This is a genomic window from Emticicia sp. GW821-FHT11C11, from assembly GCF_058808615.1.
In genome coordinates, this window is the sequence record NZ_JBXARV010000004.1 from 56,386 (window position 1) to 69,825 (window position 13,440).

Sequence of the window (13,440 nt, forward strand, 5' to 3'; positions counted from 1 at the left end):
CTATGAATTTTTTACATTTAATTGTCTGGTTCAAAAGATTAGTCTGGCTGCTGGTTATTTATACTGTTTTAAGAACACTATTTGTATTTTTTAATCTCCAGGCTTTTCAAAGTCATAACTTTGAGTCCATTGCAGAGTCATTTCTGGTGGGCTTGCCGTTCGATCTCTCTGCCATTTTTATCAGTAACAGTCTGTTTACGGTTTGCTCTTTGCTGCCGTTCAGATTTGTTGATACGCCAAAGTACCAGTCATTTCTGAAATACCTTTATTGGATACCCAACATTATTTTCTTCTGGCTCAATATTGCCGACCTTGAGTATTACAAGTTTATAGGCCGCCGTACTATTTTCGATATTTTCGGCATCATCCGCGATATCGGCCAGCAGGCCTTTAACCTGATGGGCGCTTACTGGTATCTGTTTCTTATCTGGGCGGTTATCAGTTATGTGTTCGTGAAAGGCACGCCGGTCACGGCACGTATCAATATGGTAAGGGTATATGCCGAAAACGATATCATTTTCAGAAACAGATATGTGAAAGTAGCGGTCTGGATTCTGACACTCGGCCTGAGCATTATCATTTTCCGTGGCGGATTTCAGGAAAAACCCCTGCGTATCAATCAGGCTTTCAGTCAGCACGACAACCACCTGGGCAATCTGGCCTTGAACACCACCTTTACCTTTCTGACCACCATTGATGCCAAAGGCACTGAGAAGGTGAGCTTTTTTCCGGAAACAGATCGGCAACTGGCAGGCAGGATAGAAAGATTACGTAAAAGCAATATTGATTCGGTGATACTGGGTAATCAGCCGCCACAAAATGTTGTGATTATTATACTTGAGAGTTTTGCCCGTGAATACATGGGCTACAAAAACAATTACAAGGGCTACACGCCTTTTCTGGATTCGCTTGCAGATGCAGGTATTTTCTACGAAAACTGTTTTGCCGACGGCCGGGAGTCAATCATAGCCATGCCGGCCATTACATCGGCTATCCCGCAGCTAATCGATGAACCTTTTATTACTACTTCCTATCAGTCCAACAATTTCTACGGGCTTGGTAATATTCTTGCAAAATCCGGATACACTTCGTCATTTTTCCATGCAGCCCGCAACGGCTCTATGGGTTTCGAGGGTTTTTCTCAACAGGCCGGGTTTAACAGATATTACGGCCTTGACCAATATCCGGCACAATTAATAGAAAGAGATTTTGATAAAAACTGGGGCATTTATGATGAACCCTACCTGCAATTTTTTGCGCAGGAGTTGTCGAAAGAAAAAAAGCCTTTTGTGAGTTGTGTGTTTACTCTGAGCTCTCATCATCCATATACTATACCCTCCCAGCACAAGGGTAAATTCCCGAAGGGTAATGCCGATGTACACGAAAGCGTGGGGTATACCGATTTTGCCCTCCGTAAATTTTTTGAGACGGCTTCGCAGCAGCCCTGGTTTAAAAATACCTTGTTCGTTATTACTGCCGACCACACCCAGATAAACACCGAGGCGGCCTATGCCAATCCGATAGGGGTATACCGGGTACCACTGGTATTGTATCATAGCAATCACGGGCTGGTGATGAAGCTCAGAAAAGCGGCAAATACAGAGAAAGTCTGCCAGCATGCAGATATACTGCCCACAGTACTCGACTACCTGCAGATAGACCAGAAAGCGGTGCTGCCATTTGGCGAGTCGGTTTTTGCACATACCGAAGGCCTTGCCTTACAATACAACTCGGAGGTGGCCAGAATGATAACCCGGTTTGGTAATAAAAAACTGGTGTACTTTGAAATGACCACCGCAGACAATGTTCAGGCGTTTGATGCAGCTACACACCAGCAGTTGACTATTAAAGAACAGCAGGTATATGCCGACAAACTGAAAGCGTTTGTTCAGTTTTATAGAAACGGCCTTATTGAAAACGACTGGGTGAGCCTGGGAAAACCTTAAAATTGAGGAAGATTTTCTACAAACATACAATTGGGATAAACGCCCATTATCCTGATAATGAAGTACATGCCTTGCTGGAATGCCCTTTTTAGTAGTACATGTGAATTATTTGTACTACTAAATTTTATTTGTCATGAAAACCAAACTGTTTTTATTAGGTGCGTTGCTTTCAATGTCATTAGCAGGTTTTGCTCAGTCGAGCTATTCCTGGGGGCCAAAAGTGGGTATAAATTTTACCTCTTACAGACCAAAAGTAGAGTCGTTTGACATGCATACAGGGTTTAACGGTGGCTTGTTTTTTAACTATGCAGTGAACAATTGGGGGCTGATGGTAGAGGCAACTTACTCTCAGATGGGTACTCAGGTGAATGACGGCACCAACCGTGAGCGTCTTCATTATATTCAGGTGCCTGTTACGGGCGTTTACTATTTCGGTGAATACGGCGATGCCATACGTCCTAAGTTGTTTCTTGGGCCATATCTCGGATTTTTGCTTTCATCGACTGACGTTACAGGTAAAGAGTTAGCCAACGGACAAGATGTACACAATAGTACAGATGTGGGCGGTCAGGTAGGTGCGGGTTTCAATTTCCGCATCAAAAACGAGACCTGGTTAAATACTGACGTGCGTTACACACGTGGCTTTACAGATATAACCAAAGAACCATCTACTACTTTCCGGAATGCAGGCGTAAGTATCAATGTTGGGGTTAGTTTCCCGATTAAATAAAGAGAATCAGATTATTAAAAAAGGTCTCTCCTTTCGATTTTGAAAGGAGAGACCTTTTGCATTTTTTATAGTATTTGCCTCTTGTAGAGCCGCATTGCAATGCGGCTTATCGTCGAATCAGATTACCAACAAATAATAATTCTTCATTGTGTAATTCCTTTACAAAATCATTTATCGTATAGACTGGCCTCTAGAGCCGCATTGCAATGCGGCTCTACTTTCCTTCTCTGAATTTTTTATAAGCCCGTGCTGCCAGAAACAAAAGGAAACCGAACGCAATAACGCCCAGAAACAGGTATACAAAATTGAGCAGGTTCTTTACTACCGCCAGCAGCACAATAGCAACCAGAAACAAAGTGGGTAGTTCGTTCAGCAGGCGATACTGAAATGAATTGAAAACCATATATTTCTCACCTCTTTCAAGGCGTTCTATCGTCTTTTTGCAGAAAATGTGATATCCCGTCAGCAGCACCAATAGCACCAGTTTTACATGCAGCCAACCCTGTTGCAGAAAATGAGGCGAATTAATGAGCATCAGGATACCAAATGTCCAGGTGAGCATCATAGCCGGGTTGCAGATAATCTTATAAGCTCTTTTCTGCAATTGGATGTATTCCTGCTTAAAAGCCTCACGCAAATGTTCGGGCTTTTGCTCGGCCTCGGCATAGTATACAAACATACGTACCAGATAGAATAATCCGGCAAACCATGAAACAAAACCTATAATATGTATAGATTTGAGATAAAGATGAAGCATTTTTTTTAATTTAGCCGTAAATGCTCAGGTAATTTTGATCCCTCAAAAATAAGCAACAAAACCATACGTTTAACTATTAAATTGTTTTAAAATGAACCGGCCGCTTTTGTTATTGCTCTTTTTATGTCTGTCTGAAACCATTTGGGCACAAAGCCCCGATGCAAAAGATTTTTATAATAAAGGCATTAAAAGCTTTACTGCCCGAAAACCTGACGAAGCCACAGCCAGCCTTTTAAAAGCCATTGAAAAAGACTCTACCTATGCCGATGCCTGGTTTAAACTGGGGCAAATGAGCGAAGGCGCCCGTCAGGAAGCCAATGCGTTGAAATATTACAGCAAAGTGATTCAGTTTAAACCGAATGACCCAGCCTACCGGCAGGCTTACTCCTATATAGGTACACGTGCACTGCGTGCCGGAGAATACGAAAAAGCCCGCCCTCTGCTAGAATTTGCCCTTAAAAGTGCCACACCCGGTAGCCTTATTGTAAAGCAGCTGACCCGGCAACTGGAAAATTGCAACTTTGCCATTGACGCAAAAGCAAAACAACTAAGCTATAAAAGTGCCGATATGGGTAGTGTAATCAATGCCAGAAGTTATCAGTATTTTCCGGTACTGACGGCCGATAACGAAACAATTATTTTTACGGCGCGTTCAGAAAACGGCGATGAAAACCTGTTTTATTCGCGGCTGGCAGACGGGAAGTGGACCAGCCCTGAAAGCATATCAGCCAACATCAATACCTCCGCCAACGAGGGTACCTGTAGCATTTCGGCTGATGGTCGCACGCTGGTTTTTACAAGCTGCGATGCCAAAGACAGCTACGGAAGCTGTGATTTGTATATATCAAAAAGAACAGGCAACGACTGGAGTATCCCCGAAAACCTGGGTCTGAATATCAATACCCGTGAATGGGAAGCACAACCCAGCTTGTCTAACGACGGCACCATTCTGTTTTTCTCGTCACGGCGCCCGGGTGGTTTCGGTGAAAAAGATATATGGATGAGCGAACTCAGGAACAACCAGTGGACACCCGCGGTCAATCTGGGTAATACCGTTAATACATTTAGAGACGAGGTATCACCCTTTATTCATGCCAATGGGCATACCCTTTTTTTTGCTTCCGATGGGCATACGGGTATGGGTGGTTTCGATCTCTATTTCACCGAGAAAAAACTCGATACTTTTGCAAAACCTGAAAACCTGGGGTATCCTATCAATACCCATGAAGACCAGGTGGCTCTATTCGTAACCTCCGATGGCCGGAAGGGCTATTATTCGTCGTCAGATACAAAGCAGTCTACCCGCCTGATTGAGTTTGAGATACCGGATCAGCTAAGCCGGAAATTCAGCCGGGTCAGTTATGTGAAGGGGATTGTGCAGGATGCTGCCGCAGGAAAAACCCTTTCGGCAGATATCGAGCTGTTCGATCTAAAAACCAACCGGCTGCTTGAACGGGTGAAATCGGATGAATTGACCGGTGAATACACAGCCGTGCTACCCAATGGCAGCCATTTCGGTTTGTTTATCAATAAACAGAATTATTTCAGCAAAAGCCTTTCTTTCGATTTCTCCGGCAAAACAGATGCCGACGGCAAAGTAATAAATATAATGCTGGAGCCCATTAGAAAAGACGTGGGCATTGTACTGAGCAATATATTCTTCGATTCAGGCAAGGCAGACCTGAAACCCGAATCGTTTGCCGAGCTCGATAAACTGCATAAGTTACTGCTGCAGAATCCTACCCTGCAGGTTCAGATATCCGGCCATACTGACGATGTCGGAAAAGACGCTGACAACCTGATGCTTTCAGAGAAACGGGCTGCTGCTGTAGTGGCTTATCTTACCGCCCGCAATATAAACCCAGGCCTTATAAAAGCAGCAGGTTATGGCGAAACCAGACCGCTGCTTCCGAACGATTCGGAAGAAAACCGCAGGCTTAACCGGCGTATCGAAATGAAAATTCTCTAAACTTGCCTATCCCGTCAAATTTGATGAACTTTGTGCCTTTCAAACAATGTTTATTAATCAGTAACAGGCAATAGCTTTTACTGATCAGTTTCATACTCATACAATTCACGATTATCAATAGAATGGCACAAGAACAAATAGAAGTGTTGATTTTGGGTTCAGGTCCGGCAGGTTATACGGCTGCCATTTATGCAGCCAGAGCAGGTTTAAAACCGGTGATGTATCAGGGAGGGCAACCGGGCGGACAACTAACCATTACCACAGACGTTGAGAATTTTCCGGGGTATCCTGATGGCATCATGGGGCCTGAAATGATGGAAGATTTCAAAAAACAGGCCGAACGCTTCGGAACCGACAACCGTTGGGGTATGGCCACTAAAGTAGATTTCTCAACGCCACTGGGGCATAAAGTTATTATTGACGAGACACACGAAATCATAGCCAAAACCGTTATTATAGCAACAGGTGCTTCAGCCAAATGGCTGGGTCTGGAATCTGAACAACGCCTGAACGGCTACGGGGTTTCGGCCTGTGCTGTGTGCGACGGTTTCTTTTTCAGAGGCCAGAACGTAGCAATAGTAGGAGGTGGTGACACCGCCTGCGAAGAAGCACACTATTTATCGAAGCTCTGTAAAAAAGTATACCTTTTGGTGCGTAAAGGAGAATTCAGAGCTTCTCAGATTATGCAGAAGCGTGTAGAAAACACACCTAATATTGAGATTCTGTATCATACAGAAACGCTGGAAGTGCTCGGCCAGGACGGAGTAACCGGAGTGAAAATCAGAAACAACGTCACTCAGGAAGAATCAGTACTTGATGTAACCGGATTCTTTGTAGCTATCGGCCATCAACCCAATACACAAATCTTTGACGGATTTCTGAATATGGATGAAGCCGGTTACATAGAGACCATCAAGGGCAGTGCAAGAACCAATATTGAGGGTGTTTTTGCCTGTGGTGATGCACAGGATAAAATCTATCGCCAGGCTGTAACGGCGGCCGGTTCGGGCTGTATGGCGGCGTTAGATGCAGAACGATATTTGGCAGAGAAAGATTTGCATTAAAAACTAGAAATGCCTAATATTGTTGTAAATAAGTGCCGGGCCTAACCCTCCGGCACTTATGATAGGGCAACCTAAAACAAGACTCCCAGATGAAAAAGGCATTTTTAACCCTACCCACTTTACTAGTATTGTGTATTGTCTGCTATGGTCAGTCGCCAAGAGAACGAGGCGTTAAACTGAACAAGCCCAATATACCCTCTACACAGAAAGATACCAAGAGCAAAAACCCGAATAAGCCTCAGAAACAGGATGACGAGTTTAGCTTTGAAGAAGAACCCAAGCTACGCTTTATTAACGAATTTCAGGCTTCGAAAGGCGAAAAAGCAGGCAATCTGAAAATTGAGCCCATCAAAGAACTGAATACAGCCGTGCATGAAGATACCTCAAGTATTGACGAGGGCGAAGTGCAGATTGTAGAGATAGAAGAGTTGGCCAAATTTGCCGGAAGCGACGACATGGTGAGTATAGCCAGTTATTTCTCTGTCTGGAACACCAACGTAATTGACCCTTACGGAATCGATGCGAAAGAATATGAAGAGGTTATACCTATTCAGCTTTATGATATTTCGCAAGGCAGATACTGGTCAGGGCCGATGAACAAGGGTATCACCAACTCTCAGTTTGGCTGGAGATGGCGCCGCTGGCATACTGGCATTGATTTAGACCTTGATACCGGTGAACCCATCTACGCAGCTTTTGACGGCATTGTGCGCATAGCAGGTGTACATGGTGGCTACGGCCGTTGTGTGGTTGTAAGACACTATAATGGCCTTGAAACGCTTTACGGGCACCTGTCGAAAATCAATTTTGAACCCAATACCCTCGTAAAAGCAGGTGACGAAATAGGGAAAGGTGGCAGTACCGGAAGAAGTTCAGGGCCGCATTTGCATTTTGAAACACGCTATGAGGGCAATCCATTCGATCCGAAAAATATCTTTAGTTTTAATCCGGCTAAAATTGATATCAACTCGGCAGAGTTTGTGCTTACTTCTCGGGTATACGATTATCTGAGAGGCGGTGCCAGCAAAGGAGATTTCGAATTTGATGAACCACAGGTTATTACGCGTAAAGAATGGGTACGGGTTCGTCCGGGTGATACGCTTTCTGAGATTGCCGGTCGTAATCATACGTCTATCAGTAATCTGACCCGACTGAACCACATTAAAACTTCGACCAAGCTACGTGTGGGATACAGACTCAGAATAAAATAAGGCATTAAAATTTATATTTTGTAAGCGGCGTGAAACTATTTGCGTCGCTTTTTTTTTATAATTAGGTGAACTCATAATGGTGATTGAGTGAATTAGCGAATTAGTGAATGAATAAATTAGCAGGCAACGTTTGCTTAATTTATGAATGGCGAATAAGTAATTGTTAGTTTCAATAAATTATTAACAACCGGAAAGAGGTATTCATTATAAGGATCAGTTCAAATGATGAGCATTCCAACGAAGCGAAAAAAATCATTCACCAATTTGCAATTCACTAATTCACAATTCTAATCACTCAATCACTAATCCACACAATCACTAAATTATTCTAAATAGCACTATCATAACTACATGAAATTAGATATACTAGTAATGGCTGCACACCCCGACGACGCCGAAATGTCAACCGCGGGTACAATGGCCGCTGCCATAGCCAAAGGCAAAAAAGTGGGTATTGTAGATTTTACAAGGGGTGAATTAGGCACCCGCGGCACGCCGGAGATACGTGCATCAGAAGCGGCCGCAGCCTCACAAATTCTTAATATATCAGTGCGCGAAAATCTTGGTTTCAGAGATGGCTTCTTTAAAAATGATGAGGAGCATCAGATGAAACTCATAGCTGCCATTCGTCGCTATCAACCTGAAATCGTACTGGCCAATGCCATTGAAGACCGACATCCGGATCACGGGAAAGGTGCTGCACTGGCAGTAGATGCCTGCTTTTTATCGGGTCTGCGCATGATACAGACTTTTGATACAGACGGTACACCACAGGCTGCCTGGAGACCCAGACATCTGTATCACTACATTCAGGATCGGCACATCAAGCCGGACTTCGTAGTTAATATTTCTGACTACTGGGATCTGAAAGAGGCCTCAATACGTGCCTACAAAAGCCAGTTTTACGATCCCAACAGCTCTGAGCCGGAATCATACCTGACCAGCCCTGAGTTTTTTGAATTCTTAAAGGCGCGTTCGCAGGAAATGGGACACCCGATAGGAGCTAAATTTGGTGAGGGGTTCACTAAAACCAGAATGCTGGGTGTAAAGGATTTATTTGATTTAATCTGATAAGACCGCTACTTTTGTTGCAAATTACTGTCTATGATTAATTTCCTCTTGTCGGCTCAGCAAAAAGTAAGCCTTTTTATTAACAGTGTCGTATCGTTGATAAAAGTTGTTTTTATGTCTGACTTTTCGTTGAAAACGGCTAAAACTACGAATCTTCGCTGTGGTATATTAGGTAATGGGCCATCTCTTAAAACTACTTTGGAGCAGGACGCCGCGTTTTTACGGGAACTGGAGCTTTTTGCAGTTAACCTGTTTTCGGTCACGGAGGAATATAAACAACTAAAACCCCGGAATTATTTATTGCTCGACTGGTCGTTCATGAATCCCGATCACTGGCATGGCCGTACCGGGCTACGAGGAATAGTAGAAAACACCACCTGGGAACTGAATCTGTATGTGCCTACCCGAATGATGAAATCGGAGTATTTCAGAAACCAACTGGCAGAGAACCCCAACATTAAATCTATTCCGTTCAATTATACCATTGCAACCGGTTACCAATGGCTGGTGCATGGGCTTTTTAAGCGCGGGCTGGGCATGCCTCAATGTCAGAATGTGCTGGTAGCTACCTTATTCTATGCCCTTAATATGGGCTTTAAAGAAATTTACCTCTTTGGAGCCGACCATTCCTGGCATGAACTAATCAAGCTTGGCGACAATAATAACCTGATTGTGAGCGATACTCATTTCTACGGAAATGAAGATTATAACATTGCCTTCCGTGAGACATCTTACATGAGCCAGCAGTTTTTTTCTCTTCACAAAGCCTTTTACGGGTATGAAATTTTAGCCGGATACGCCCGCGCACTAGGTATAAAAGTCTACAACGCCAGTGCCAGAAGCTACGTTGATGTTTTTGAAAAAATAAAGGTGAAAGATGTAGCATAGAAGCGGACAACACCCTGATTATAAGTATATTTTGCTGGTAAAATTTGTTTTTGTAAAGAAATATTTTTTAGATTTGATATAATTACAAACAGTCAGTTAAATTCATACTGTTTACTCTGCACATCACTGACCGTTTTGAAATTCTTCAATCTAAACCGTAAACAAATTTTACTATGAACAATGTTATCCTGGCCGGTTTTGGCAAACGCTTTGTTGCCTATATTCTTGACGGAATCATACTGGGTGTTGTCTTCTTATTATTATTTATCCCTTTCGGTGGTATCTTCGCCTTTTTAGGATTCAACGAAGGTCGCTTTGATGCAGGTGATTTTACAGACGAACAAGCCGCTGCTTTAGCCCTTACCGGCATTAGTTTTGTAGGCGTTATTCTGTTAGCTATTGTGGCCCCTATCATTTATGACGCCCTTATGACAGCCTCACCCCGCCAGGCAACCCTGGGCAAAAGCATTATGAGAATAAAAGTAGTGAAAGAAAACGGAGAGCCTTTGTCTCTGGGCGATGCGTTCATCAGGTCTTTAGTGAAATATGTCACGGGTCAGTTCTGCTTCCTGTTGTTGCTGGTATGCCTGTTTAACAAAGAGGAGCAGGGATTACACGATTTAGCTGCCCGGACACTGGTGGTAGAGGATTAAATAATGAATGAATGATGTAGTGAACAATCAATAAATGGGAGATTACAATTTTGTAAAATCTGAGCGAGTCCATTGGCTTACTAATTTAAAATTTCCTTTGTTAATGATAAACAGACTTTCTGTTAAAATATTACTGGCGGTAATAGTAGTTGCTATTACCGCCTATTATTTTTTCTATCCTTCAGTAGGTTTTTTGCCCGGTATGTCTTGCCTTTTATATGCCACAACAGGTCTGTATTGTCCGGGTTGTGGTGGTCAAAGGGCGTTTCATGCGCTTCTGCATGGCGATATCACCACAGCGGCACAGAACAACCTGCTGCTTTTTATAGTACTACCCCTTGTAGCACTGAAACTCGTAGAAGAACTAACAGGCAAAAAAGTCTTTCCTGATGTGTTTTATTCACACAAATTTTTATTACCTCTGCTATTAGTAGTTATTCTTTTTGTAGTGCTAAGGAATATCCCGACCTTCCAGTACCTGGCGCCTATTAAATAATAGTAAGCATTGGCGTCAAAAGTTTTTTACCGCAGCGCTTCACAATGAGTATATAACAACTAAAAATTGAAAGACCTTATTACGTCATTCCTGTTTGAGCACAATTAAAAATTGGGGATAATCATTATAAAATATGGGAAAATTTATCAGATTTTAATTGGCGGACGGCTAGTCTGTGAGTTAGAATGATGGGCTGCTTTTTGTGTTACTTTTTGCAGCTCAAAAAGTAACAACAGAGGAATATTATAATCAATAAACTTTAATCTGTGAAGGAATTAATAAAAACAGAAAAAGTTGTTGACCACTAAAACAAGTCAACAACTTCTAATATAAACTCTAAATAAATTTATTTCGCATCAACAACAGCAATAGCTACCATATTCACAATTTCTCTTACTGAGCTACCTAACTGCAATACGTGCACAGGTTTTTTCATACCTAGCAAAATCGGCCCAATTTTTTCAATGTTGGCAATCTCCTTCACCAGGTTATAAGCAATATTAGATGCCGACAGATTCGGGAATATAAGCGTATTGGCTCCACCATCAACCAGATCACAGAAAGGATGATTCTCTCTCAGCAAATCAAGGTCGAAAGGTAAATGCGCCTGCATTTCACCGTCTACAATCATGGTCGGGTGCTTTTCTTTCAGTATAGATACCGCTTTCTGCATTTTCACGGCATCATCTCCGTCAGCACTGCCAAAGTTAGAATAAGTCAATAAAGCAATGCGTGGCTTAATGTTGAATTTCTCTACTTCTTTGGCTGCCAGTTCGGTAATCTCAACAATTTCGTCGGTGGTAGGGTTGAAATTTACAGTGGTATCTGCCAGAAACAGCGGACCGAAACGGCTCATCAGGATATACATACCCGATACTTTTTTGACACCATCCTGACGCCCCACAATTTGTAGTGCCGGACGAATCGTTTCCGGATAGTTACGGGTCATACCGCCAATCATGGCATCGGCTTCGCCGGTTTCTACCATCATGGCGCCGTAGTAGTTGCGATTCAGCATCGACATCGTGGCTTCAAACTTATTGTAACCTTTGCGTTTGCGTTTTTCGTAGAAAATATCTCCGAATTTCTGCAGATGAGGTTCCTGTCTCGGTGAGCGCGGGTCTATGATTTCAACGCCTGCAATATCGATATGGTTTTCTAAAACCAGCTGATTGATCCGGTTTTCGTTGCCTAATAGAATCGGTATAGCAATGCCTTCGTCTATCACCTGTTGTGCTGCTTTTAGCACAGTCAGGTTCTCGGCATCAGCAAACACCACACGTTTTTTAGAGTTTTGCTTCGCTTTGGTGATAATTACCTTGGTAAGGGTATTATCCTGACCCAATCGTTTCGATAATTGCGTATCGTATGCCTCCCAGTCAATAATCGGGAACTTCGCTACCCCGGTGTCCATAGCGGCTTTGGCTACTGCCGGTGCAACGGTGGTAAGCAGGCGTGGGTCAACAGGTTTCGGAATAATGTATTTCTTGCCGAAAATCAGGTTGTTTTCTCCATAGGCCAGGTTTACAATATCCGGCACAGGCTTTTTAGCCAGATCGGCCAGGGCGTGTACTGCCGCCAGCTTCATTTCTTCGTTAATCACCTTTGAGCGCACATCCAGCGCCCCTCTGAATATATAAGGGAAGCCCAGTACGTTATTCACCTGATTCGGATAATCTGAGCGGCCGGTGGCAAAAATAATATCTTCACGAGCACTCATCGCTTCTTCATAAGCAATCTCCGGTGTCGGGTTGGCCATGGCAAACACAATACAATCTTTAGCCATAACTTTCACCATTTCCTGTTTCAAAGTATTACCTTTCGACAGACCAATGAAAACATCGGCACCGTTAAGGGCCTCTGCCAATGTGGTCTCGGCAGGCAGGTTATCGTTGGCAAATTCTATTTTCTTCCCGTCAAGATTCGTGCGGCTCGGGTGAATAAGCCCCTTGCTGTCAAACATAAAAATGTTTTTCTTCTGTGCACCCAGGCAATTGTATAAACGTGTGCAGGAAATAGCCGAAGCGCCGGCACCGTTAATCACAATTTTAACATCTTCAAATTTCTTGTTTACTAACTCAAGCGCATTTTTCAGCGCGGCGGCTGAGATAATGGCTGTTCCGTGCTGGTCGTCATGCATCACCGGAATATTCAGCTCCGCTTTCAGACGTTCCTCTATTTCAAAGCATTCCGGCGCTGAAATATCTTCCAGATTCACTCCTCCGAATGTCGGCTCCATTATTTTTACGGTTCTTACAAACTCGTCAACATCTTTCGTATTCAGTTCAATGTCAAATACGTCAATATCGGCATATATTTTAAACAAAAGCCCCTTGCCTTCCATTACCGGTTTTCCTGCTTCCGGCCCTATGTCACCCAAACCCAGTACAGCAGTTCCGTTCGATATCACCGCTACCAGATTCCCTTTGGCAGTGTATTTATAGACATCTTCCGGATTCTCATAAATAGCCATACATGGTTCGGCTACACCCGGTGAGTAAGCCAGGGTTAAGTCTCTCTGAGTGGCTGTTTCTTTCGACGGAATCACCTCTATTTTACCCGGCCGTCCTTTGGCATGGTAGTATAAGGCGTCTTCTTTCAGTGTTTTTTTCGTACTCATTTTTCGAATAAATTTTAATTCTGGCCGCAAAGGTA

At 43.3% G+C, this 13,440-nt stretch carries 11 protein-coding genes; 9 read left to right on the plus strand and 2 right to left on the minus strand.

The window, feature by feature from the left end; all coding sequences use genetic code 11:
• Positions 1-2: 2 nt before the first annotated feature.
• Complete coding sequence (locus AC1RRY_RS20025; protein ID WP_492823729.1) at positions 3-1,946, plus strand: LTA synthase family protein; 1,944 nt, start codon at positions 3-5, stop codon at positions 1,944-1,946.
• Positions 1,947-2,079: 133 nt separating this feature from the next.
• The gene (locus AC1RRY_RS20030; protein ID WP_492823727.1) at positions 2,080-2,676 is read left to right on the plus strand and encodes a porin family protein; all 597 of its coding nucleotides are present in this window, start codon (positions 2,080-2,082) and stop codon (positions 2,674-2,676) included.
• 214 nt (positions 2,677-2,890) lie between these two features.
• On the opposite strand, the gene hemJ is transcribed toward AC1RRY_RS20030, so the two are convergent.
• Positions 2,891-3,433: a protoporphyrinogen oxidase HemJ gene (gene hemJ, locus AC1RRY_RS20035; RefSeq protein WP_492823725.1), complete on the minus strand. Its 543-nt coding sequence runs from the start codon at positions 3,431-3,433 to the stop codon at positions 2,891-2,893.
• A gap of 91 nt (positions 3,434-3,524) precedes the next feature.
• On the opposite strand from hemJ, the gene AC1RRY_RS20040 reads away from it, so the two are divergent.
• The 7 genes from AC1RRY_RS20040 (at position 3,525) to AC1RRY_RS20070 (ending at position 10,785) form a co-directional block, all read left to right on the plus strand.
• Positions 3,525-5,402, plus strand: a complete 1,878-nt coding sequence (locus AC1RRY_RS20040) for an OmpA family protein (RefSeq protein ID WP_492823723.1) — start codon at positions 3,525-3,527, stop codon at positions 5,400-5,402.
• A gap of 122 nt (positions 5,403-5,524) precedes the next feature.
• The gene (trxB, locus tag AC1RRY_RS20045; RefSeq protein WP_492823721.1) at positions 5,525-6,466 is read left to right on the plus strand and encodes a thioredoxin-disulfide reductase; all 942 of its coding nucleotides are present in this window, start codon (positions 5,525-5,527) and stop codon (positions 6,464-6,466) included.
• Between the two features lie 89 nt (positions 6,467-6,555).
• Positions 6,556-7,677 carry a peptidoglycan DD-metalloendopeptidase family protein gene (locus AC1RRY_RS20050; RefSeq protein WP_492823719.1) on the plus strand — a complete coding sequence of 374 codons (1,122 nt, stop codon included), beginning with the start codon at positions 6,556-6,558 and terminating at the stop codon, positions 7,675-7,677.
• Positions 7,678-8,028: 351 nt separating this feature from the next.
• Positions 8,029-8,748 (plus strand): bacillithiol biosynthesis deacetylase BshB1, encoded by a 720-nt coding sequence (gene bshB1 / locus AC1RRY_RS20055; RefSeq protein ID WP_492823717.1) that lies wholly within the window; start codon positions 8,029-8,031, stop codon positions 8,746-8,748.
• Positions 8,749-8,781: 33 nt separating this feature from the next.
• Positions 8,782-9,636 carry a hypothetical protein gene (locus AC1RRY_RS20060; RefSeq protein ID WP_492823715.1) on the plus strand — a complete coding sequence of 285 codons (855 nt, stop codon included), beginning with the start codon at positions 8,782-8,784 and terminating at the stop codon, positions 9,634-9,636.
• A 173-nt stretch (positions 9,637-9,809) separates the two neighbouring features.
• Positions 9,810-10,289, plus strand: a complete 480-nt coding sequence (locus AC1RRY_RS20065) for an RDD family protein (protein ID WP_492823713.1) — start codon at positions 9,810-9,812, stop codon at positions 10,287-10,289.
• A gap of 103 nt (positions 10,290-10,392) precedes the next feature.
• The gene (locus tag AC1RRY_RS20070) at positions 10,393-10,785 is read left to right on the plus strand and encodes a DUF2752 domain-containing protein (RefSeq protein ID WP_492823711.1); all 393 of its coding nucleotides are present in this window, start codon (positions 10,393-10,395) and stop codon (positions 10,783-10,785) included.
• A gap of 346 nt (positions 10,786-11,131) precedes the next feature.
• Here AC1RRY_RS20070 and AC1RRY_RS20075 read toward each other — a convergent pair whose 3' ends face one another.
• Positions 11,132-13,405, minus strand: coding sequence for an NADP-dependent malic enzyme (locus AC1RRY_RS20075; protein ID WP_492823709.1), 2,274 nt, complete (start codon positions 13,403-13,405; stop codon positions 11,132-11,134).
• Between the last annotated feature and the right edge of the window lie 35 nt (positions 13,406-13,440).

What these genes read in the sequence shown, in the direction of transcription:
- AC1RRY_RS20025 (WP_492823729.1), top strand. Translation starts at nt 3, where the DNA reads ATGAATTTTTTACATTTAATTGTCTGGTTCAAAAGATTAGTCTGGCTG.
- AC1RRY_RS20030 (WP_492823727.1), top strand. Translation starts at nt 2,080, where the DNA reads ATGAAAACCAAACTGTTTTTATTAGGTGCGTTGCTTTCAATGTCATTA.
- hemJ (WP_492823725.1), bottom strand. Translation starts at nt 3,433, where the DNA reads ATGCTTCATCTTTATCTCAAATCTATACATATTATAGGTTTTGTTTCA.
- AC1RRY_RS20040 (WP_492823723.1), top strand. Translation starts at nt 3,525, where the DNA reads ATGAACCGGCCGCTTTTGTTATTGCTCTTTTTATGTCTGTCTGAAACC.
- trxB (WP_492823721.1), top strand. Translation starts at nt 5,525, where the DNA reads ATGGCACAAGAACAAATAGAAGTGTTGATTTTGGGTTCAGGTCCGGCA.
- AC1RRY_RS20050 (WP_492823719.1), top strand. Translation starts at nt 6,556, where the DNA reads ATGAAAAAGGCATTTTTAACCCTACCCACTTTACTAGTATTGTGTATT.
- bshB1 (WP_492823717.1), top strand. Translation starts at nt 8,029, where the DNA reads ATGAAATTAGATATACTAGTAATGGCTGCACACCCCGACGACGCCGAA.
- AC1RRY_RS20060 (WP_492823715.1), top strand. Translation starts at nt 8,782, where the DNA reads ATGATTAATTTCCTCTTGTCGGCTCAGCAAAAAGTAAGCCTTTTTATT.
- AC1RRY_RS20065 (WP_492823713.1), top strand. Translation starts at nt 9,810, where the DNA reads ATGAACAATGTTATCCTGGCCGGTTTTGGCAAACGCTTTGTTGCCTAT.
- AC1RRY_RS20070 (WP_492823711.1), top strand. Translation starts at nt 10,393, where the DNA reads ATGATAAACAGACTTTCTGTTAAAATATTACTGGCGGTAATAGTAGTT.
- AC1RRY_RS20075 (WP_492823709.1), bottom strand. Translation starts at nt 13,405, where the DNA reads ATGAGTACGAAAAAAACACTGAAAGAAGACGCCTTATACTACCATGCC.